This window comes from Rhodococcus sp. SBT000017, assembly GCF_003688915.1.
In the GTDB taxonomy this organism is placed as follows: Bacteria; Actinomycetota; Actinomycetes; order Mycobacteriales; family Mycobacteriaceae; genus Rhodococcoides.
In genome coordinates this window covers 4,233,724-4,255,882 of sequence record NZ_REFU01000001.1, presented here as the reverse complement: position 1 = coordinate 4,255,882, position 22,159 = coordinate 4,233,724, and the positions used below count along the sequence as shown (strand labels likewise).

Sequence of the window (22,159 nt, the reverse complement as noted above, 5' to 3'; positions counted from 1 at the left end):
CGCGCTCGTTCACCTGCTGGCAAACAGAACGTGAGATAACCAACGGCGCTGCTGCTCACCAGCACCACAGAGTCATCACAAGAAGAAACGAGAAGGGCGCCCGGTTGTCTGTGCATCAAGAGAACGATCTGCCGGGTTCGAGCGCGGACATCGCACCTGCACCGGCGGCGTTTCTTCGCTCACCCCAGGCTCCACCCGCCCGGACGCTCATCGACATTCTCCGCGACACGGCCCATCGTTTTCCCGACGCACCCGCGATCGACGACGGTGCCGTGTCGGTCAGTTACTCGGAGTTGTTGGACGACATCGCCGAGGGCGCTCAGTGGCTCGCCAATGCCGGTGTCAGGCGCGGCGATCGCGTCGGGATCCGCATGCCGTCGGGTTCCTTCTCCCTCTACGTCGCGATCTTGTCGATCCTTCAGGTCGGTGCGGCATACGTGCCGGTGGACGCGGACGATCCCGAGGAGCGCGCCGAGTTGGTCTTCGGCGAGGCACAGGTGACCGCCATCGTCACTGCGGGCGGAATCGCCGCCGGTACTGCCCCCAAGCAGGACATTCCCCAGCACGATCTTTCCGAACACAATGCCGGACCACCGACCCCGCAGGACGACGCGTGGGTCATCTTCACCTCGGGTTCGACGGGCACTCCCAAGGGCGTTGCGGTCAGTCATCGCAATGCGGCGGCGTTCGTCGACGCCGAGGCCCGCATGTTCCTGCAGAAGGATCCGCTCGGTCCCGGCGATCGAGTGTTGGCCGGACTGTCGGTGGCGTTCGACGCGTCGTGCGAGGAGATGTGGCTGGCGTGGCGGCACGGTGCATGCCTGGTTCCCGCGCCCAGGTCGTTGGTGCGGTCCGGTTTCGATCTGGGTCCGTGGCTCGTCTCCCGCGACATCAGCGTCGTTTCGACGGTGCCCACGCTCGCATCGCTGTGGCCCGCGGTGGCGTTGGAAGCGGTACGGCTGCTCATCTTCGGCGGCGAAGCCTGCCCGCCGGAACTGGCCGAGCGGCTCGCCGTCGAAGGCCGTGAGGTCTGGAACACGTATGGCCCCACCGAGGCGACGGTAGTCGCGTGTGCGGCGATCATGGACGGCAAGGGCCCGGTCCGGATCGGTCTCCCCCTCGACGGGTGGGACCTCGCGGTGGTCGACGGCTCCGGCACCCCGGTACAGGTCGGCGAAATCGGTGAGTTGGTCATCGGCGGCGTCGGACTCGCTCGGTATCTCGATCCGGCCAAGGACGCCGAGAAGTACGCGCCCATGCCGTCTCTCGGGTGGGACCGGGCGTATCGCAGCGGCGATCTGGTCAAGCTCGAGCTCGAAGGTCTGTTGTTCCAGGGTCGCGCCGACGATCAGGTCAAGCTCGGCGGTCGACGCATCGAGCTCGGCGAGATAGACAATGCGCTGCAAGCACTTCCGGGCGTCGGCGGCGCGGCGGCCGCCATCCGCAAGACGGCTGCGGGAAACTCGGTGCTCGTCGGATATCTCGCGAGCACCAACCCCGATTTCGATCTCGAAGCCGCTCGCGAATTGCTCGCCGAGCAATTGCCTGCGGCACTGGTCCCGCGGCTTGCATTGGTCGACGAGATGCCCACGCGCACCTCGGGCAAGGTCGACCGCAATGCGCTGCCGTGGCCCCTGCCCGGCATGGCGGGGGCCTCCTCGCTCGGCGGGACGGCGGGGTGGGTGGCCGAACTGTGGACCAACATCCTCGGCGCGCAGGTGTCCGACGAGAACGCCGATTTCTTCGCCAACGGCGGCGGTTCGCTCTCGGCCGCGCAATTGGTGACGGCGTTGCGCGAGCGGTTCCCCGAGATCACCGTCGCGCAGCTCTACGACCACCCGCGGCTGGGTTCGCTGGCGCAGTATCTCGACGATCTGAAGCCGGTCGTCGAGGCCGTTCCGCGTGAGGTCGCGCCGACGTCGCGCACCGCGCAGTGGGCGCAGATCGCGGCAACGGTTCCGTTGACCACCCTGACCGGATTGCAGTGGGTCACCTGGCTCGGGCTGCTGTTCAACGTCATGTCCTGGTTCGGCGACGTGCCCTGGGCTCCGACGCTGTCGTGGTGGTGGGTGCTCGTGGCATTCATCCTGTTCATCACTCCGGTCGGCCGCATGGCGATCTCGGTGATCGGATCGCGCATCCTGTTGGCGGGCTTGAAACCGGGCGCGTACAAGCGCGGCGGCAGCATGCACATCAGGCTGTGGGCGGCAACGAGATTGACCGATGCCAGTGGTGCATCGAACCTCTCGGGCGCACCGTGGATGGTCTACTACGCGCGCGCTCTCGGTGCCAAGATCGGTAAGGGTGTCGACCTGCACACGATGCCGCCGGTCACCGGCATGCTCGAGCTGGGCGACGGCTGTTCCATCGAGCCCGAGGTGGATCTGTCCGGGCATTGGATCGACGGCGATCTCGTCTACATCGGCGGCGTCGAGATCGGCGCCGGTGCCACCGTCGGTGCCCGCTCCACACTTCTGCCCGGAACCAAGGTCGGCAAGAACTCGGTCGTCACGGCAGGCTCTGCCGTCGTCGGACGGGTGAAGGCCGGTCAGATGTGGTCCGGTTCGCCGGCCCAGAAGGTCGGCAAGGCCGATCATCCGTGGCCCGCGGAAACACCGCCGCGCGCGACGAAGTGGGTATTCGCGTACGGCGTCGCGTCGCTGTTCCTGTCCGGTATGGCACTGTTCTCGATCGGTGTCAGCCTGGTGCTGATGGGCTGGTGGATTCACACCGCGGACTCCGTGTTCGACGCCTTCGAACGTGGTCTGGTGATGTTGCCCGTCGCGACGTTGGTGTCGTTGGCGGTGTTCGCGCTGATCACCGTCGTCGCGGTGCGGTTGCTCAGCATCGGACTCGTCGGCGGCTACCACCCGGTGCGCAGCCGCATCGGCTGGCAGGTGTGGGCCACCGAACGTCTGATGGACTCGGCGCGCACGTTCCTGTTCCCGCTCTACGCGTCGTTGTTGACGCCGCACTGGCTCCGGCTGCTGGGCGCGAAGATCGGCAAGGACGTCGAGGCGTCGACGGTGCTGATGATTCCCAAGTTCACCACGGTCGCCGACGGAGCGTTCCTCGCCGACGACACCATGGTCGCCAGTTACGAACTAGGCGGCGGCTGGATGCATCTGGGCGACGCCAAGGTCGGCAAGCGGGCGTTCCTCGGTAACTCCGGCATGACCGGTCCCGGGCGAACCGTCCCGAAGAACGGGCTCGTCGCGGTGCTGTCGGCAACGCCGGACAAGGCGAAGTCCGGCTCGTCGTGGCTCGGTAGTCCACCGGTGCGGCTGCGTCGAGCCGCCGGGAGTGCGGATTCGTCGCGCACGTTCGATCCGCCGCGCAAGCTCAAGGTCGCCCGGTCGTTCGTCGAGACGTGCCGGTTGATTCCCGTCGTCGTTACGTTCGGTATCGGGCTCGGAGTGCTGTTCTCGCTCACCGCGCTCGCCGACGCCGTCGGGTACTGGTTGGCTGCGTTGCTCAGTGGCGTCGTCCTGCTCGTCGCCGGTTTCGTGGCTGCTGCGGTGTCGGCGTTGGCGAAGTGGCTGTGGGTGGGCCGGATCGGCAAGACCGATCATCCGCTGTGGAGTTCGTTCGTGTGGCGCAACGAGGTGGCAGACACGTTCGTCGAGACCGTTGCCGCGCCGTGGTTCGCGCGCGCCGCCGAGGGCACCGCGGTATTGAACATGTGGTTGCGGTGGCTCGGTGCGGATATCGGCCGCGGGGTCTGGTGTGAGACGTACTGGCTTCCCGAGGCCGATCTGGTGACTTTGGCCGACGGTGCGACGGTCAACCGAGGGTGCGTTGTGCAGACGCACCTGTTCCATGATCGGATCATGTCCATGGACACGGTCGATCTCGGCAGAGGCGCAACACTGGGACCACACTGTGTCGCGCTGCCGGCGTCGGGAATCGGTGACGGCGCAACGGTGGGGCCTGCCTCTCTGGTGATGCGCGGCGATACGGTTCCCGCGCATACTCGTTGGCAGGGCAATCCGATCGCGCCGTGGGCCAAGGGTGATCCCTTTCCGCGGATTCGCGACGACCGAAACGAGGGGTGATCGCCGTGGCAGACAGGCTCGTGGCCCCGGTGTTCGACGTCGACTCCAGTGACAACCCGATCGATACGTACCTCCCGCAGAACGGCAATCGCGGCTATCGCGTCTCGCGCTACGAACTCGACCTCGAGTACAAGGTCGAGAGCAACCGATTGACGGGCAAGGCGAAGATCACCGCGGTCACCACGGCGACGGTGTCGAAGTTCGCGTTCGATCTCGGACCGGCGATGAACGTATCCAAGGTGTCGGTCAACGGCTCACGCTCGGTGAAGTTCAGCCACCAGCGCGGCAAGCTCAAGATCACCCCCGCCAAGCCCATCGCGTCGGGCGCGGCACTGGTGGTCACAGTGGCGTACGGCGGAACTCCCAAGCCCATCAACGGTGTATGGGGTGAGGTCGGCTGGGAAGAGCTCACCGAGGGCTCGCTCGTCGCGAGTCAGCCCAACGGCGCGGCATCGTGGTTCCCGTGCGACGACCATCCGGTGTCCAAGGCCAGCTACGGCATCACCATCACCACCGATTCGCCGTATTACGCGGTGGCCAACGGAACGTTGGTGCGCAAGCAGACTCGCGCCAGCCGCACCACGTGGGTGTACGAGCAGCCCGAGCCGATGGCCAGTTACCTCGCGACCATCCAGATCGGTCCGTACGAGCATCGCATCGTCAGCCCGGGGCCGGTGCCGATGAAGGCCATCACCCCGCCGCGCCTGCGAGCGCAGTTCGATCACGACTTCGGTCGTCAGCCACAGATGATGGATACATTCGTACGGCTGTACGGCCCTTACCCTTTCGCGTCGTACACCGTGGTGGTGACCGACGACGATCTCGAGATTCCGATCGAGGCGCAGGGGCTGTCGATCTTCGGTGCCAATCACTGTTCCGGTTCCCGGTACTACGAGCGTCTGGTGGCGCACGAGTTGGCGCACCAGTGGTTCGGCAATTCCCTCACCCTCGGCAAGTGGGCCGACATCTGGCTGCACGAGGGATTCGCGTGCTACTCGGAGTGGATCTGGGCCGAGAACTCCGGCGGCGCAACGGCTCACGACAAGGCCAAACGCGCGCACACCATTCAGCGCGGTCTGGCCATGGACATGCAGCTCACCGATCCCGGTTCGGCGCGCATCTTCGACGACCGCGTGTACAAGCGCGGCGCACTGGCACTGCACGCAGTAAGGCGCACCATCGGCGACGAGCGCTTCTTCGGCCTGATCCAGGAATGGACCTCCAAGTACCGCTACTCGACGGTCGCAACGGCGGACTTCACCGACCTTGCCTCCCGCTTCGGTTGCCCCCGAAGTCTGTGGGACGCATGGCTCGTGGACAAGCAGATGCCGTCGTTGCCGTAGTTCCAGCGTCGCCAATCGGCTCCCCAGTTTCGGAAACCAGCCTGCAATCGGAGGCCTGGATCCGAGTCTGGGGAGCCGATCTGCCGGTCAGATACGGCGACGGCGCTTCTGCGCATAACCGATGGTCATCAAGCCCGCTGACATCAGCGCGAAAAGATTGATCGGCGACGCGATGGCGCGGCCGACACTCGCATCGAGTGCCACGACCTGAAACAGCACCCAACCCACGATGACGGCCAACACGGCGAAAATCGGCCAGGGTCCGGAGTAGTTGTATTTCATGCCCGCTCCCTCAGCAGAAGGTTGCTCCACCGGTGAGGCCACCGCCGACGGCTCCGCCGATTGCGCCTACCAGACCACCGCCGACCGTGCCTACGATCGGCAGAGTCACCGTACCGACAGCGGCACCGGCGAGTCCGGCTGCGGTACCTCCGGACACCGCGCCTCCACCGATTCCGGCGATGCAGTTGCCTATGCCCAAGGTTGTGACTTCACCTGGACGGGGCACAGTTACTGCGTGCACACGCAACGACGAACCTGACACTGCGTACTGAATCCCCACAGGGCTACCGTCGGCCGAGGTGGCCGAAGTCGGCAAAGCCTCTGTCGCTCCGGTTTCGATGCTGGTTGCGGTTGCGGTTCCATCGTTCGCTACTGCGACGTCGTAGCCGACGAGCGCCACAGTGAAGTCGCTGTCGCTGGTTTTGGCAACACCGAGCGCCGGTGAATCGACAACCTGGGCATGTACCGGAATATCCGTTGCTACAAAGGAAAACAACCCTGCCGCGGCCACCAAGGCTCCGGTAGCAATCCGCGATGCATTGCGCTGGTTCATTGGTCCTCCTCGATTCACCCTCCAATTATTACTTAGTCAAGGTATCAAAATCGGCTGTTTCGTCGACATGGTCGCGGGCTCGAACCTGACTGTTCACCGCATGGCTACCGAAACGACAACAGGTACGCGGGCAGTCCTCGACGCCTGCGTCAGCGATACCGGAGCGACACCGCGAGACCTGCCACTGCGTAGCCGTACAGTGCCGTCGTCGCCAGTGCCTGCAGCCAGAACCCTCTCGGGAACGACGCCGCCCAGCGTCCCTTGCCGTCCAATTGCAGATCACAGGGGAAGTCGCTGATGGCCATGGCAGACGACGGCTGCTTCGAGTGCGCGAGCACCACCCCGGTGGTGAACGGAAGTCCCCGAACGAACAGGTGACCGCGCGCTTCTCCGGCCCGGTACCGAACCGTGGATTCGCTGACAACCCCGGTGTACCAACGCCGTTGGACGTTCCATCCGGTGGCGTGCGCGAGCCGAAGGTTGCGGTCGCCTCGCAGAGCGGTGTCCACGGTCTCGACGTCGGCGATCAGTCCCCAGCGCAGCATCGACACCCACCAGACAATCCGTCTGCAGCGAAACACCAGGGCACCGAAGAGAAGGACCGCGAAGACGTACGGCACCACCGTCGGATATCTGGACCAGCAGGCGGCCGGCACGATCACAGCGATCAGAAACCAGTACGCCTCATGCCGGTTCCATACGGTCGCACCCGCGAGCGCCACCGTCGGAGGTACCCGATGCGGCGGGACCGTGCGCGAAGACTGCAGCATGATGCCGCTGATCCTAGGGCCGAACCTGTCTCTCGTGCGCGCCGAACGGCCCCGAGTACTGTCTGTCCATGGCGCAACGGTGGTGGGGACTTGTCATTGCAGCCGCGATCACCGTAGCTCTGGTGTCGCTCGCCTCGAATGTCACGAGCGAAAGCCAGTTGTCCGCTCAGGCAAACACTTTGCTGGCCGTGCGCTCGACCCTCAGCAAATTGGCGAATTCGGGAGCCGTGTGGGCCGGCCTGCCCATCCTGTCCGGCTGGCTGGTCCGCCGTCCGCTGCACGCAGTCGCGGCAGGGATCGTCGCGAGTCTGCTGGCGTTGGTGGTGCACTACGGTGTCGGGCAGTTGTTCGGGATGTTCGACGAGACCGTATGGGCGGGCAACCGAATGTGGTTCGCTCTGGCACTTGTCGTTGGCGGCCCGTTGGGTCTGGTCGGTGCCGTGGCGCGAGGCGGCGGCCCGTCAGGCTTGATCGCGCGTCTGATCGTCCCCGCCGGCGCGATGATCGAGCCGTTCTACCGGGGCATGTTCAGGGTGCCGACCATCTTGCCGTGGCCCGAGCGCGTCGCCAGTGCGACCGCCGGAGCAATTCTCGTCGTAGCCGGCCTGGTGGGGGCGGCGATGCTGATCCGGCGGCAGCGTAGACAGCCCGGAAAACAGAACGGATCCAACCTCCGTCCTACGGCAAGTGAGCAGACGTCTTCGACCGAACCACCAGGCCGCACAGAGCCGCCATCACCGCGCCGAATCCGAAGATGATCGGATACGTGACCACCCCGGGCCAGGTCTCGGTGAGCGCCGACAGAACGGCAGGCACCGCGAAGCCCAGATAGGTCAGAGAATAGAACACTGCGGTGAGGCCGGCGAGATCGTCGGGGCCCGCAATGCGTTGCACCTCTTGCAGACCCGAGACCAACGCCATGCCGTACCCACATCCGAGAACCGCTGCCGCGATCAGCGCCGCGGCAATGGTGAGCACCGACGCCGCCCACGCCGCGACAGCCATACCGATCACCAGCAGAGTCAGCGCCACCAGTGCGCCTCGGGCGTTGGCGGGTGTGTCGATGCGACGCCCGACGGCCTGGATCGCGAACCCGGAGCCGAGAGCGATCACGGCCATCGCCGCGGAGAGTGCGACGGGATAGCCACCACCGGGCTCGTCGGCCAAGGCGTCGGCCATCAGTGACGGCAGCACCGCGTAGGCGACGCTCGCCGCACCGAAGACCCACGGCGCCAACGGCAGCACGACGAACAGGAACCGGCGATGCGAGGCGGATGGAATCCTCAGGTCGTCGAGCAGCTTCTTGTTCTTCGATGCCGCTGTGGCAGTACGTGTTTCGGGCACCGAGAGCATGCCCACACCGGCGACGATGCAGATCAGCACGTGCACGCTGTAGGCGAGGTGCGTCGGCCAGGGTGCCCACTGCGCGAGCACGCCGGCAACTCCGGCACCGAGGGCGAAGCCCGCCGTCAGCGACATCGCGGCACGGCGCGCGCCGGCACCGGGTTTGGCCGTGGCATCTCGGCTGGAGAGCTCCTTGACCCAGCTGCCGCCCACAGCCATACCGATTCCGAGCGCGATTCCGCTGAGCACGCGGCCGCCGAACAACAGGTACGCGTTGTCCGGTCCGAGCGCAATCAGGATCGAACCGGCCGCGGCAATTGCTGGGGCGGGCAACATGATCGGGCGTCGACCGAGCCGATCCGAGAGCGGACCGCAGATCAGCATCGCCGGAATGATGCCCAGGACGTAGGCGAACAAAAACGTATCGACCACCACGGCCGAGAAGCCATGATCGAGCCGATACATCACCAGCAACGGTGTGAACTCGTTGCCGCCCCACGCCACGGCGAACATGCCCGACGCGACCAGCAGCCAGCGTCGTGCAGTCAGCTCGATGTCTCGATCGTTCGTGAGCGTTTCGCTCATCGTGCTCCCCCTCTGTCCGGTCGTAGGCCGTGCACCCCGAGCATGTGTTGTTCGACGGCCCGCTCGAATCCGTCTGCGTCGCCGGCCTCGATGAGGTCGGTGAGTCGGCGATGGTCGTCGACGATGCGTGAGATCTGACCCGGATCACGCGTCACCGAGGCTGCCGTCATCCGCCGCTGACGCTCGCGAAGTCCGTCGTAGAACGCGTCGAGCAACGGGTTGCCGCCGGCACGGACGACGATGCGATGGAAGTCTGCGTCGACGGCGCTGAACTGTGCGGCAGTGCCGTCCACGGCCAGCTGCTGTTGAAGCCGCAGGTTCTCGCGTAGAGCGGACACCACCGATTCGCGGGCTCTCGCGTCGTCGATGAAGGCGCGGACGCTGCCTGCCTCCACGAGGCGACGTGCGTCGACGACGCTCTCGGCCTCCCCTACCGCGATCGGCACCACCAGTGCGCCGCGCTTGGGATACAGGCGCATCCACCCCTCGACCTGCAAGCGCAGAAACGCCTCACGTACGGGGGTGCGGCTGATCTCGAGGCGGGTTGCGATCTCGCCTTCACTGACGAGCTCACCGCCGGGAAGTTCTCCCGACACGATGAGCTCCTTGACCGTCACATACGCCATGTCGGCAGCAGATTTCGTCTCGGACACAACATAGATACTAGATGCACTTCAACTGTGCACCAATTTCGCCCACCAAAGAAGTCCACTCAACGTGACATTGACCGTCGAAAAGGCCACTGAACGTCACATTGACTCCCCAAGGGCGGGTCAGGGGTCGGTCAGGGCACCCAGTGCCGTGCGGCGATGTCGTCGATCACCGGATCCCCGTCCTGCGCCGCGTCGAGTGCGTCGAGGTCGTCGCGCAGGGCGTTCAGGCGTGGGTCGTCCCCCTCGGCCTGTTCGGCGGCGGTGCCTCCGTCGTCGGCGAGTTGCGCGAGGAGTTTCGCGCGGACGCGATCCCGCAGAGAGTCGCTCATTCGTCGTCACCCTTCTTGAACACGCGGCGGGCCGTGGGGATGAGCGCGATGAGCACGCCCAGCAGCACGATGATCGAGAAAATTTCCAACAGCACAGCTACTCCTAGTCGTTTCAGGTCGGGGCGATAGCGGTGCCCCACGGGGTGTTGCGCACCACGGTGAAGACGGTCAGGGCAACGACGAGCACAGCCGTGGTGGGGCGACTCGGTCGTGGAAGTGCCAGCCGAGTTCCGGTCCATCGAGCTCGGAGCCATAACCCCCACAACCCGACGGCCACGACTACGCACACAACCGCAACGACATTGCTCGACGCGGCCGCGGCGACATCTCCGCGGGTGAGGTCGCCGAGAGCCCGGGTCGTGCCGCATCCGGGGCACCACAGTCCGGTCAGAGCGTGGAGCGGGCAGGGAAGATACGTCGAAGTTTGTGGGTCGCGGACATGCAACAGCACCAACCCACCGACAGCGGCAGCGGCCACGCCGAGGGGAGCGGCGATGCTGCGTCCTCGGGTCGGTGCCGTCATGCCCCTGAGCCTAGGAGTTTCAGGGCTCGACGACGATAGATGCCGTCATGTCCGGATGCGGGGTGCAGTGGTAGGTGAAGGTGCCCGCGGTGTCGAAGGTGTGCGTGAACTGTCCGGTCTCCATCAACGCGCTCCGAAACGAGTTGTCGTCGGCGACGACGTTGTGGGCCATGCCGCGATCGGCGAACACCCAGGTGACGGTGTCTCCCACCGAGATCGTCAACGTCTTCGGCGAGTACATCCGATCGGCGACGGTCACCTGGTTCTCGGCGACGGGTTCGGCGGGTGCGGCCGGGGTGGTTGCGGTGGAGCAGGCAGTCAGGGTCGAGGTGATCATCAGTGCCGCGAGGAGTCCGAATGCCTTCATGCGTCCGACGGTACCCAAAGGGCTCATTCCCGCCGGCCGAGGATGTATTCGGCCGTCAGGGCAATCGAACGGTCGGTGTCTCGGGTCAACTCCTGCAGGGCGCGCGAGGCTGCCGGCCCCGGGATACTCGCCAGAGCCTGGGTCACTCGTAGACGCGTCGGCACATCGCCCGGCCCGTCCATCAGCGCCGCCACGATCGAGTCTCCGGACCCCAGCACGCCAAGGGCATCGGCGGCATCCACGTCGTTGGTGCCTTCGAAGACCATCTCGATCAGCGTCGGGACCGCATCGGTCACCCCTCGCGAACCCAGTTCCAGCGCAGAAGACCGTCTGACCTGCCCGTCGTCGTGAGTGAGCGCCTCCCGCAGAACATCGGTGGCGGCGGGATCGCGAATCTCGACCAGGGTGACGACGGCGCGGCGTCGGACCTCGGGGTCCGATGAGTCCAGGCCTTCCCTGAGCGGCCCGATCGCTTCACCACCCGATCGAGCGAGGGCCCACCGAAGTGCGCCTGCCACGTTGGGCGCAGGCTCGCGCAGCACTGCTTCGGCCAATGCGTCCGCCGGAATGGGTCGATCTCCGGCAGAAGACAACGCCGCCTTCTGCCGCTTCCCGGCACTGACCGACTGCAGATCACCGAGCAGCGCGACGGTTCCGAGTACGTCCTCCCAGTCCTCGGGCCGCGGGTCGCCGATGCGACGCAACCGCGTGAGCAACTCGGTATCGCGCGCGATGCGTTCCTCCGCTCGGGCGGCGAGCTCGTCGACGAGTCCGGAGGCCGCGAAACTCGGGTCGTCGAGCGCGCGACCGACGTCGTTCAGCGACAACCCGAGCGAACGCAGCGACTCGACGTGGAAGAGGCGTCGAACATCCTCCGGGGCGTACTCGCGGTAGCCGCTGCTGCTGCGCGAGGTCGGGCGCACGAGCCCCAGCCTGTCGTAGTGCCGGAGCATGCGCGCACTGACGCCCGACCGCTGCGCCACCTCACCGATCAACATCGTTCCATCTCACCCCGCCGTGTCGACTACGCCAAGAGCATCGACACGCTTGGCCTCGAACACTGCGAACCCCGCGTCCGGATCTCGGAGCAGCGCCTCGGTGGCCAGCGCGTGGGCGCGAACGGCAACATCCTTGCTCGACGCGGCCTGGCGCACCATCGGTTCGATCACCGATCCGAGAGCAACCAGCGCGCGGCTGAGGCTTCGCTGAACGTCGTGCCCACCTCGGCCGAGTTGCGTACTCAGCATCGCCGCCAGCTGCCCTTCACTGCCTGCCGGCACCAGGACCACCGCTGCTCGCCAGGAGCTTCGTGCCACCTCGTCGTCGGCGTCGGAGATCAGGTCCTCGGTGATCACGGGCCACGCCGACGGGTCCTTTATCTTGGACAACGTGTGCAGCGCCTGGCTTCGAGCGAGGACTCCTCCGGTGCGTACCTCCTCGATCAGCCGCGGCACCGTCAGCGATGCGGGGTGGCGAATCAAGGCCCAGGTCAACATTTCCCGCACCTGAAAATCGGGTTCGACGGCGCACCGCTGCACCAGGGCGTCGAAATCCCGTGGGTCCGGTGCAGTCCCGATGTCGAGCGCGGCCCGGAGGCGGACCGACGGATTGCTGTGCTGCAGCGCTTCGTTCATGACGGTCAGCCAAGACCTTGTCACGGTGTGAAGGTCAAGCCCCATTCCGCAGCACCGATCAGAGCCGTGCGACGCAGATCGCCGGAGCCGACGAATGCGGTAGCAACCGACTCATGTCCGACGGCGTGATCACCTCCACGGTCGCCGATTCGTCCAACCGATACGGCTGCGTGGAGATGATGCCCGCGAGGTGTTTGCGTAGCCGCGACATCTCGGCCCGCACGGTGATCGCCCGGCCGTCGTCGCCGAAGAGATCGGCCGCCATCTGTGAGGCAGTCCGCCCCTGGCGATGGATGGCGAGCAGGTACAGAATTTCGGCGTGCCGGGGCGTGGGTTCGTGGGTCCACTCCCCCACCTCGCTGCGCACTTCGATGCGAGGCTTCTGCGAATTGCGCAGGTCGATGCGAATTCTCGTCGATCCGATGTCGGTGACGGACGAGTCCGCCGGGCTGGTAGGGCGCACCAGCCATCCACCGGGCAGTGGTTCGAAGTCGCACACGCCGAGGGTCGGCAGCCAGAAGCGTCCGGTCGCGAGATCCTCGGGCAGCAGGATGCGATTGCGCAGCGCCACCGATTCGACGGCCGCGACCCAGCCGTTCGCGTCGACGGCCAGGGCCGGGGACTGCAGTCGCGCGAGCATCGGTGCGGCCACCGACCGCAGTCGATCGAGTGTGCTCCGATGTAGTTCTCGCAGTTGGGATTCGGCCAACCGTGCGACGGCGTCGACCAGCGCGATGGTGGTGGGGTGCACCGTCTTGGCCGGTCCGCTGACGTCGATGGCTCCCAGTACCTGGCCGGTTCGCGGATCACGGATGGGCGCTCCGGCACAGGTCCACGAATGATGGCTGCGCACATAGTGTTCGGCCGAGAAGATCTGCACTGCACGACGAGAGACCAGGGCAGTTCCGATGGCGTTGGTGCCCACCGAATCCTCCGCCCAGTTGGCCCCTTCGACGAAGCCCAGACCGTCGGCCCGGTCCAGCACCGAAGTCGATCCGCTGCGCCACAGCACCCGGCCGTTCCTGTCTGCGACGACGAGGATGTTGTCCCCGTCCTGCACCACCGATTCCAGGCCGCGAGCCAGATCGTCGAGAATGTCGAACAACCCCGATTCCCGTCGGCTGTGCTCGAGGTCGGAGACGTCCATCTGCGTTTCGGCTGGGTTCCCCAGCTCCGGGTCGATACCCAGAGTCTGCAACCGTCGCCACGAATCGCCGACAACCTCCCTCGGGCGTGCGGGCGACTTGCCGCCGTTCATGGTCGCGTCGTACACGGCAGTGAGAATCTGCGCGTAGCGGCGCGGGTCTTCGCCGGCCGCCAGCGCAGGTTCGGGACCTGTCGACTGCGTCATCACAGTCAATTGTGCTCCAGCTCACAAATCGGCATGAACGGGGGTTACCGATAGACCAGACCACCGTCGATAAACGGCGCCTGGCCCGTCATGTAGTCCGAGTCCGGTCCGGCGAGATACGAGACGAAGGCCGCGACGTCCTCGGGGGTCTGCGCGCGACCGAGAGCGATTCCGCCGACGAACTTGTCGTACGTCTCGCCTTCCGCAGCGCCGGTCAACTCGGCGAATCGCTTGTCGATGGTGACCCACATGTCGGTACCGACCACTCCGGGGCAGTAAGCGTTGACGGTGATTCCCTCGGCCGCGTACTCCTTCGCCGCCGCCTGGGTCAGGGCACGAACCGCGAATTTCGTTGCGCTGTAGACCCCGAGCATCGCGAACCCGTCGTGGCCGGCGATCGAGGACGCGTTGATGATCTTGCCCTTCGAGCCCTGTGCTTTGAATTTGGCTGCGGCAGCCTGGATTCCCCAGAGCACACCGTCGACGTTGACGGCCCAGATCTTCGCGACGTCCTCCGGTCGGACGTCGTCGAGCGGGGCGACCTGCGCGATTCCTGCGTTGTTGACGATGACGTCGAAGCCGCCGAGCGCCTCGTGGGTGTGTTCGACGGCGGCGAACACCTGATCGCGACCACTGACGTCGGCCACGAATGTCGTTGCCTTCGAGCCCGTTCCACGCACTTCGTCGGCGACGCCTGCGATCTTGTCCTCGTTCAGGTCCGCCAGGGCGATGTCGTGACCGTCGCTGGCCAACCGCAACGCGATGGCCCGGCCGATGCCCTGCCCGGCTCCCGTCACCAATACCGCGCTCATGCGGATGCTCCGGTGGAGGGGTCGACCAGGACCTTCATCTTGGTGCCCGCGTGCAGCGCCTCGAACCCGTCGTCGATGACTCCGTCGAGGGCGATCTTGTCCACCCACCCCGTCGTGTTGTAGTGGCCCTGGCTCATCAGCTCGATGACGGCCTCGTAGTCGGCAGCGGTGTAGCAGAGCGAGCCTTGAATCCGGGATTCGTTCATCACGAGCTTCTGCAGCGGTGTGGTCAAGGGCTTTTCGTAGATCGCGACGCTGACCAACGGCTTGCGCGCACCGATGCACCCGAGCGCAGTCTCGACGGCAGGTTGTACGCCTGCTGCGTCGTAGATGGCGTCGGCACCCTTGCCGTCGGTGAGGTCGGCGATGTAGGCGGGAATGTCGACGGCCGTCGGATCGAGAGTCTTCGCGCCCAGGGCCTCGATCGATGCTCGACGCGTCGGCGACGGCTCGACGACGTACACGTTGCCCAGTCCCTTGCCGCGCAGGGCGAACCACAGTCCGATGCCGATGGGGCCGGCTCCGAACACCATCGCGGTGTCCGCGGGTTTCGGATCTCCCAGTGTCGCAGCATGATAGGCGACCGACATCGGTTCGACGAGGGCTCCGAGTTCGAGGGAGACATTGTCGGGCAAGGCGTGAATCATGTCGGTGGGGACCACGGTGTACTCGGCCATTCCGCCGTCGGACATCAGTCCGTGGAAGCCGATCTGAGCGCAGATGTTGTAGTTGCCGGCCCGGCACGGTCCACAGTGGCCGCAGCGGTACAGCGGCTCGATGGCGACGCGGTCGCCCACGGCGATGCCGGTCACGCCTGTGCCGAGTTCGGTGACGGTTCCCGAGAACTCGTGCCCTAGTACCAGCGGCATCTCCTGTCCGGTCAGCGGATGCGGGGAGGTGGGGATGAAGATGGGGCCTGCGTAGTACTCGTGCAGGTCGGTTCCGCAGATTCCGTTGAACCCGACCTTGATCTTGACCTGGCCTTCACCGGGATTCGGCTCGGGTACGTCGGTGATCTCCACCTTGTTGGGGCCGTAGTACACAGCTGCACGCATCGCTTCACTCCTGATCGTCGGATGCATTCATGTCTATGTGATGCCGACCACTTCGGACAGGGTTGCAGCCTGTTGCAGTCGCGGACTCGAAATCGGGTGCAACCAGCCGCGGTGAGCGCGGTCAGCTGCACCCGATTCGCACTGCAACCCACTGCAACTCTCGCCTCCCCTGCTCAAAGGGAGTGTGCTGGGTCACATCGCTTGAACCACGAATCGCTAGGAGTTTTGATGACCCAGACAATCGAGCCGATCGAGATCACCCGCACGCGCAGTCCTCAGGAACGGGTCGACGCCTGGCTGTCGAAGTTCGAGGAGGCACTGGTCGCACGCGATGTTCCTCGCGTTGCCGGCATGTTCGCCGTCAGCAGCTTCTGGCGCGATCTCGTCACGTTCACCTGGAATCTCAAGACCGTCGAAGGCCGTGACGGTGTCAGCGACATGCTCTCCGAACGGCTCGACGACACCGATCCGACGGGCTTTCACACCACCGAGGTCCCCGACGAGGCGGACGGCGTGGTCTCGGCGTGGATAGAGTTCGAGACCGCCACGAGTCGCGGCAAAGGACATCTGCGACTGACCGTGGACGCCGACACGGGCGAGGACGTGGCCTGGACTCTGCTGACCACGATGCAGGAACTCAAGGGCCACGAGGAGCGTCAGGGCCCCTCGCGCATCAAGGGCGCGGTGCACGGCTCGAATGCCGATACCCAGAACTGGGCGGAGAAGAAGGAGATCGAGGAGAAGGAACTCGGGTACAGCGTGCAGCCGTACGCCCTCGTCGTCGGCGGAGGCCAGGGCGGCATCGCTCTGGGCGCGCGGTTCCGGCAGCTCGGTGTGCCGGCGATCGTCGTCGACCGCGCCGAGCGCCCCGGCGACCAGTGGCGGGGACGCTACAAGTCGCTGTGCCTGCACGATCCGGTCTGGTACGACCATCTCCCCTACCTGCCGTTCCCGCCGAACTGGCCGGTGTTCGCGCCGAAGGACAAGATCGGCGACTGGCTCGAGATGTACACCAAGGTCATGGAGGTCCCCTACTGGACCAAGACCACGGCGAAGTCCGCTACTTACGACGAGCGGGCGAAGGAGTGGACGGTCGTCGTGGACCGAGACGGCGAAGAGGTGATTCTGCGGCCCAAGCAGCTGGTGATGGCCACCGGAATGTCCGGCAAGAAGAACGTCCCCAACTTCCCCGGCATGGACGAGTTCGAGGGCGAGCAGCACCATTCCAGCGAACACCCCGGTCCCGACGCGTATGTCGGCAAGCGCGTCGTGGTGGTGGGCTCCAACAATTCTGCGCACGACATCTGCAAGGCGCTGTACGAGACGGGCGTCGACGTGACGATGCTGCAGCGTTCGTCGACGCACATCGTCAAGTCCGATTCGCTGTGTGAGATCGCACTCGGGGATCTGTACTCCGAGCGGGCCGTCGAGTCCGGAATGACCACGGGCAAGGCCGATCTCACATTCGCGTCGCTGCCCTACCGGATCATGCACGAGTTCCAGATTCCGGTGTATCAGCAGATCGCGGAACAGGACAAGGACTTCTACGATCGGCTGGAGAAGGCCGGGTTCCAACTCGATTTCGGTGACGACGGATCCGGGCTGTTCATGAAGTACCTGCGTCGCGGCTCGGGCTACTACATCGACGTCGGTGCATCCGAGCTGGTCGCGGACGGCAAGATCAAACTCGTTGCCGGACAGGTCGACCGGATCAGCAAGACCGGCGTCGTGCTCGACGACGGCACCGAGCTACCGGCGGATCTGATCGTCTACGCCACCGGCTACGGCTCGATGAACGGCTGGGTCGCCGACCTGATCGATCAGGAGACCGCGGACAAGGTCGGCAAGTGCTGGGGCCTCGGCTCCGACACCACCAAGGACCCCGGTCCGTGGGAGGGCGAGCAGCGCAACATGTGGAAGCCGACGCAGCAGGAGAACTTCTGGTTCCACGGCGGCAATCTGCATCAGTCCCGGCACTATTCGCTCTACCTCGCACTGCAGATCAAGGCGCGCTACGAGGGCATCGACACCCCGGTCTACGGGCTGCAGGAAGTGCATCACCTTCGGTGACCGATGTGAGCGCACCTACGACAACCGCGTCCGAAGCAGGCAGAACTCGTTGCCCTCGGGATCGGCGAGCACGTGCCACTGCTCGGTGCCCGTCTGGCCCACATCGGCCGGGCGGGCTCCGAGCGCGAGAAGTCGTTCCAGTTCGTCGTCCTGATCCCGGTCGGTGGGGTTGACGTCGATGTGCAGCCGACCCTTTCCCGTTCTCGGCTGCTCGTGTCTGCTCAAAATGATCGTGGGCTGGGGCCCGCCGAACCCCTCGGCCGGCCCGATCTCGATCAATTCCTCGCCCTCGCGATCGAGTACGACGAAACCGAGTACCTCGCACCAGAATTGAGCCAATATTTCCGGGCTACGACATTCGAGTACGAGTTCACTGATGCGGCATGCCATGCGTCCCTCTCGTCTACGTTCGGTCGTACAGGTCGATTGCCTGAGCCTTCTTGATGAGCGCATCCTCGGATCGCACCTGCGCGAGGTTGACGACCCGGGTCGGCAGCACCGAGGAATACAGCCAGTCCGTGGCCACCCGCACTCGCGCCGAGACCGTCGGCAACGCGTAGAGGTGATAGCCGCGTGCGACGAACTTCGCCACGGGTCCGGTCAGCGGAATGCCGAGAGGCTTTGCGACACCGTCGAATCCGCCGAGATCGGCGACGAGCCCCAAGTCCTTGTGCTTGTACGGACGCGACTGCCCGACGCCCATCGTCGCCGCCACATTGCGTGCGACGGCAACGCCCTGGCGCTGGGCGTGCTGAGCCGTCGGTGGAGTCGGCTTCGACGGGTCGGCGGCGAGGTCGGGGACCGCTGCCGCGTCGCCGATCGCCCAGACGTCCGATACCTCGGGGACGGTCATGTCCGCCCGCACCACGAGGCGTCCGCCCGCTGTCGGTAGACCCAGCTGCGCGATGAGCGGGCTCGGTGCAACGCCCGCTCCCCAGACCAGAGTTCGGGACGGGATGACCTCGTCGTCGGTGAGCGTCACCGACGTTGCGGTGGCCGAGGCCACCGACACACCGAGCCGAACGTCGACACCTCGCTCGGCGAGCACAGCGAGTGCTTCTCGGCCGAGTCGCTCACCGAGCTCGGGAAGTACCGCATCGGCCACGTCGACGAGGACCCAGCGCACCTCCTCGGGGTCGACGCTCGCCCATCGGGATGCTATACCCCGAACCCAATTCTGCATCTGGGCAACGAATTCGGTGCCTGTGTAGCCCGCGCCCACGGCCACCACCGTCAACCGCTCGGCGCGTTCGCTCCGGCCCTCCGGGGTATCGGGCAGGGCGTCGGCGGCGTCGAGTTGCGCGAGCACATGGTTGCGGATGTAGACGGCCTCGCTCAGCGTCTTGAGCCCGTACGCATGCTCGTCGACGCCGGGGATGTCGAACTGCTTGGTCACCGACCCGGGGGCGAGTATCAGCTTGTCCCACTCAAGCGTCGAGTCACCGTCGGGGCCGGTCACCGTCAGCTCGCGAGACTCGAAATCGACAGTGGTGACGTGACCGAGCACCAACTTCACGCGCGGCAGTGCCTGCCGGGTGGAGACGGCGATGTCCCGCGGATCGAGGACACCGGTGGCGACCTCGGGCAACAGCGGACTGTAGAGCAGGTAGTCGGTGGGGGCCACCAACGTCAGCACGGCGCGATCGGGCCCCAGCAGCTTCGTCAGCCGCTGCAGAGCGTTGAAGCCGCCGAAGCCGCCACCGACCACCACGACGCGAGCAGGCCGCGCGGGGGCCGGAGAACTCGAACCGAAACCGGGAAGGAATCTGCGCATATCCGAGATTAACCCGCCGGCGAGCGACCTCGCAGACGACGTTCGCAGGTTGCGGAAAGTAGGTCAGCGCACCCCGTCCCACACCTCGCGTGTTGCCGGCCTCGGGTCGAGGGCGACGCCGGGCTCGTTGCCGAACATCATCACTGCGCGGTCGGTACCGTACGGGTCCCAGCCGGGTGAGCCGTCGCGCACGAAGTCGACCCAGGCGCGGTGCATCCGGTCGGCCACCTGCTGCGGCGGATTCGGTCCCGTGATGCGCTCGGTCTCGGGCTTGTGCAACATGTCGAACACGAACGGGATCTCGAGTGCGTGGCAGGCGCCGAGAGCGCCGTCGAACAGCGATGAGCGCCAGGTGAATTCGTAGACGAAGGCGTTTCCGGAGCGGGCTTCGACCAGACGCGTGGCCGGAATCCGAAAGAACCAGTCGGTCATGACGGCGATCATCAGCTCACCGGCCGAGGCGTCGGGCAGCTGTTCGCGGTACTTCTCCAGCGCCGACGGGTCGGCTCGGTACCCGGCGAGGACCATCTTCACGTAGTCCTCGGTGAGGTGTGGGACCAGCCCGGCCGGGACGATGAAGAACGCGTGCTCCTCGCTGGTGGTTCCGATCAGCACGTCCACATGCGCGCTCGCACCGTCGCTGATGCGCGAGAAGGGCAGTGCTGGAACGACATCACCGTCGATGTACGGCTCGTAGGCCATCACGTTCAGGGCCAGCTCACCCCATGCTCCGGTCGGGGCCTCGGCCGTGATCCGATCGGACAGTTCGCGTTGTGCGTCCACCAACGCATCCACCGGTACCGAACCCAGTCCGTCGACCGAGGCATCGACGCCGAGCGAGGACGCCAACGCTGCGGAGACCTTCGCGGCGGTCTCGGCGGTGATGACGTGGTGCCCGGCTCCGCTCTGCAGAATCGCCCGCTGGAAGAGCCCGTCGGCACGTGGCATCGACATCAGGGTGCCGACGCTCATCGCGCCGGCCGACTCCCCCGCAATGGTCACCCGCGCGGGGTCGCCGCCGTAGGAGGCGATGTGGTCACGCACCCACTCGAGGGCCGCTACCTGGTCCAGCATTCCGCGGTTGGCCGGGGCACCGTCGATCAGCGCGAAGCCGTCGACTCCGAGGCGGTAGTTGATCACCACGGCCACGACACTGTCTCGTGCGAAGGCGGAACCGTCGTACGTGGGAATGGCGTTGCTGCCGTTGACGAATGCTCCGCCGTGGATCCAGACGAACACCGGCGCGGATCCACCGACGTCGGGGGTGAAGACGTTGACGTTCAGGCAGTCGTCACCGGGTACCACCGGTTCGCTGAGGATCTCGCTGGTCGGCGGCCGGTACCCCACCTTGGGGACGGTGGCCCCGAACTCGAGAGCGTCGCGAACCCCGTCCCACATCGGCGGCGCCGAGGGTGCCTGAAATCGACGGGGCCCGAAGGGGGCCTCGGCGTACGGCACTCCGAGGAACGAGATGATGCCTGCGCCGGTCCGACCGCGAACCTGGCCCTGAGGTGTGTCGACGGTGATCGTGTCCATACCTCATTACTACCCTGTTCGGATCGGACCGACGCCCTCAGGCGGTCAGACCAGTCGCGCCTCGGGCGAGCCTGTCTTGCCCGGGTCGCGCTCCACGGAATCGCCCAGTGCGTCGTCGATCTTGGCGAGCACGTCGGCGTCGAGGGTCACCTCGGAGGCCTTGATGTTCTCGGCGATCTGCTCCGGACGCGAGGCTCCGACGAGCGCTGCCGCGATGTTGTCGTTTGCCAGTACCCACGCAACGGCCAACTGCGCCATGGTGATTCCCAGATCGTCGGCGATGGGCTTGAGTTGCTGCACTCGGGTGAGCGTCTGGTCGTCGAGGTAGCGCGCGATCATCTTGTCGCCACCCTTGTCGTCCTTGGCGCGAGAGCCGTCGGGCAGGAGCTGTCCGGGGAGGTACTTGCCGGTGAGAACGCCCTGCGCGATGGGCGACCAGACGATCTGCGAAATGCCCAGTTCCTTCGACGTCGGGATCACCTGATCCTCGATGACGCGCCACAGTGCCGAGTACTGCGGCTGGTTCGAGATGATCGAGAAGCCGTTCTGACGGGCGAGTTCCTGCCCGGCGCGCAGTTGATCGGCGGTCCATTCGGAGACGCCGATGTAGAGCGCCTTGCCTTGGCGGACGACGTCACCGAAGGCGGCGATGGTCTCCTCGAGCGGGGTCTCGACGTCGTAGCGATGCGCCTGGTAGAGGTCCACGTAGTCGGTGCCGAGTCGACGCAGTGACGCGTCGATGCCTTCGAGGATGTGCTTGCGCGAGAGTCCGGTGTCGTTGGGCCCCTTGGGTCCGACGGGGAAGTAGACCTTGGTGAATATCTCGAGCGATTCTCGACGCTCCCCTTTCAGCGCGTCCCCGAGCACCGTCTCGGCAGCTCCGTTGGCGTAGACGTCGGCGGTGTCGAAGGTGGTGATGCCTGCATCGAGCGCCGCACGAACGCACTGGGTGGCGATGTCGTTCTCCACCTGCGATCCGTGGGTCAACCAGTTGCCGTAGGTGATCTCCGAAATCTTCAGTCCGCTGTTTCCGAGGTATCTGTAAGCCATGTAGAAAACGGTACTCCGGCCGCAATTCCGACCCCGTGTGTCACGCGGGTCGAATTTACTGATGTGTAACAGC

Annotated in this window: 21 protein-coding genes; 4 read left to right on the top strand and 17 right to left on the bottom strand. The window is 65.7% G+C overall.

Going from position 1 to position 22,159, the window contains the following annotated elements; genetic code table 11:
* Positions 1–110: 110 nt before the first annotated feature.
* Entirely contained in the window at positions 111–4,055 is a 3,945-nt protein-coding gene (locus AYK61_RS20115) for a Pls/PosA family non-ribosomal peptide synthetase (RefSeq protein WP_259468208.1), read from the top strand.
* 5 nt (positions 4,056–4,060) lie between these two features.
* The gene (locus AYK61_RS20110; protein WP_121872940.1) at positions 4,061–5,398 is read left to right on the top strand and encodes a M1 family metallopeptidase; all 1,338 of its coding nucleotides are present in this window, start codon (positions 4,061–4,063) and stop codon (positions 5,396–5,398) included.
* Between the two features lie 87 nt (positions 5,399–5,485).
* Here AYK61_RS20110 and AYK61_RS20105 read toward each other — a convergent pair whose 3' ends face one another.
* From AYK61_RS20105 to AYK61_RS20095, 3 genes are all read right to left on the bottom strand, one after another.
* Positions 5,486–5,680 (bottom strand): hypothetical protein, encoded by a 195-nt coding sequence (locus tag AYK61_RS20105; protein ID WP_121872122.1) that lies wholly within the window; start codon positions 5,678–5,680, stop codon positions 5,486–5,488.
* A 10-nt stretch (positions 5,681–5,690) separates the two neighbouring features.
* Entirely contained in the window at positions 5,691–6,233 is a 543-nt protein-coding gene (locus AYK61_RS20100; RefSeq protein WP_121872121.1) for a hypothetical protein, read from the bottom strand.
* Positions 6,234–6,382: 149 nt separating this feature from the next.
* Positions 6,383–7,003 (bottom strand): hypothetical protein, encoded by a 621-nt coding sequence (locus AYK61_RS20095; protein ID WP_121872120.1) that lies wholly within the window; start codon positions 7,001–7,003, stop codon positions 6,383–6,385.
* 68 nt (positions 7,004–7,071) lie between these two features.
* Between AYK61_RS20095 and AYK61_RS20090 the strand changes: the two genes are divergently transcribed.
* Positions 7,072–7,761 (top strand): DUF6518 family protein, encoded by a 690-nt coding sequence (locus tag AYK61_RS20090; protein WP_183130367.1) that lies wholly within the window; start codon positions 7,072–7,074, stop codon positions 7,759–7,761.
* On the opposite strand, the gene AYK61_RS20085 is transcribed toward AYK61_RS20090, so the two are convergent.
* The 10 genes from AYK61_RS20085 to AYK61_RS20040 form a co-directional block, all read right to left on the bottom strand.
* Positions 7,682–8,932: an MFS transporter gene (locus AYK61_RS20085; protein ID WP_121872119.1), complete on the bottom strand. Its 1,251-nt coding sequence runs from the start codon at positions 8,930–8,932 to the stop codon at positions 7,682–7,684. The two genes, AYK61_RS20090 and AYK61_RS20085, sit on opposite strands and share 80 nt — an antisense overlap.
* Complete coding sequence (locus AYK61_RS20080) at positions 8,929–9,558, bottom strand: GntR family transcriptional regulator (protein ID WP_183130468.1); 630 nt, start codon at positions 9,556–9,558, stop codon at positions 8,929–8,931. The genes AYK61_RS20085 and AYK61_RS20080 overlap by 4 nt, the downstream gene beginning before the upstream one ends.
* Before the next feature lie 158 nt (positions 9,559–9,716).
* The gene (locus AYK61_RS20075; RefSeq protein WP_032395188.1) at positions 9,717–9,914 is read right to left on the bottom strand and encodes a hypothetical protein; all 198 of its coding nucleotides are present in this window, start codon (positions 9,912–9,914) and stop codon (positions 9,717–9,719) included.
* Between the two features lie 112 nt (positions 9,915–10,026).
* The gene (locus AYK61_RS20070) at positions 10,027–10,437 is read right to left on the bottom strand and encodes a DUF2752 domain-containing protein (RefSeq protein WP_121872117.1); all 411 of its coding nucleotides are present in this window, start codon (positions 10,435–10,437) and stop codon (positions 10,027–10,029) included.
* A gap of 19 nt (positions 10,438–10,456) precedes the next feature.
* Positions 10,457–10,804: a plastocyanin/azurin family copper-binding protein gene (locus AYK61_RS20065; protein ID WP_259468130.1), complete on the bottom strand. Its 348-nt coding sequence runs from the start codon at positions 10,802–10,804 to the stop codon at positions 10,457–10,459.
* Between the two features lie 23 nt (positions 10,805–10,827).
* A complete protein-coding gene (locus AYK61_RS20060; protein WP_121872115.1) occupies positions 10,828–11,802 on the bottom strand; it encodes a HEAT repeat domain-containing protein in 975 nt (324 codons plus the stop codon).
* 9 nt (positions 11,803–11,811) lie between these two features.
* Positions 11,812–12,483: a HEAT repeat domain-containing protein gene (locus AYK61_RS20055; protein WP_121872114.1), complete on the bottom strand. Its 672-nt coding sequence runs from the start codon at positions 12,481–12,483 to the stop codon at positions 11,812–11,814.
* 13 nt (positions 12,484–12,496) lie between these two features.
* Complete coding sequence (locus tag AYK61_RS20050; protein WP_121872113.1) at positions 12,497–13,789, bottom strand: GAF domain-containing protein; 1,293 nt, start codon at positions 13,787–13,789, stop codon at positions 12,497–12,499.
* A 44-nt stretch (positions 13,790–13,833) separates the two neighbouring features.
* Positions 13,834–14,601: an acetoin reductase gene (locus AYK61_RS20045; RefSeq protein WP_121872112.1), complete on the bottom strand. Its 768-nt coding sequence runs from the start codon at positions 14,599–14,601 to the stop codon at positions 13,834–13,836.
* On the bottom strand, positions 14,598–15,656 hold the full coding sequence (locus AYK61_RS20040; RefSeq protein WP_121872939.1) for a 2,3-butanediol dehydrogenase: 1,059 nt from the start codon (positions 15,654–15,656) through the stop codon (positions 14,598–14,600). The genes AYK61_RS20045 and AYK61_RS20040 overlap by 4 nt, the downstream gene beginning before the upstream one ends.
* Before the next feature lie 228 nt (positions 15,657–15,884).
* Between AYK61_RS20040 and AYK61_RS20035 the strand changes: the two genes are divergently transcribed.
* Positions 15,885–17,726 (top strand): NAD(P)/FAD-dependent oxidoreductase, encoded by a 1,842-nt coding sequence (locus AYK61_RS20035; protein WP_121872111.1) that lies wholly within the window; start codon positions 15,885–15,887, stop codon positions 17,724–17,726.
* A 15-nt stretch (positions 17,727–17,741) separates the two neighbouring features.
* Here the strand turns inward: AYK61_RS20035 and AYK61_RS20030 are convergent, their stop codons facing one another.
* The 4 genes from AYK61_RS20030 to AYK61_RS20015 all read right to left on the bottom strand — a co-directional run bounded on the left by AYK61_RS20030 (position 17,742) and on the right by AYK61_RS20015 (position 22,086).
* Positions 17,742–18,116: a VOC family protein gene (locus tag AYK61_RS20030; protein ID WP_121872110.1), complete on the bottom strand. Its 375-nt coding sequence runs from the start codon at positions 18,114–18,116 to the stop codon at positions 17,742–17,744.
* Between the two features lie 13 nt (positions 18,117–18,129).
* A complete protein-coding gene (locus AYK61_RS20025) occupies positions 18,130–19,500 on the bottom strand; it encodes an NAD(P)/FAD-dependent oxidoreductase (protein WP_121872109.1) in 1,371 nt (456 codons plus the stop codon).
* Positions 19,501–19,563: 63 nt separating this feature from the next.
* Entirely contained in the window at positions 19,564–21,036 is a 1,473-nt protein-coding gene (locus AYK61_RS20020; RefSeq protein WP_121872108.1) for a carboxylesterase/lipase family protein, read from the bottom strand.
* A gap of 45 nt (positions 21,037–21,081) precedes the next feature.
* Positions 21,082–22,086: an aldo/keto reductase family protein gene (locus AYK61_RS20015; protein WP_121872107.1), complete on the bottom strand. Its 1,005-nt coding sequence runs from the start codon at positions 22,084–22,086 to the stop codon at positions 21,082–21,084.
* Positions 22,087–22,159 lie beyond the last annotated feature (73 nt).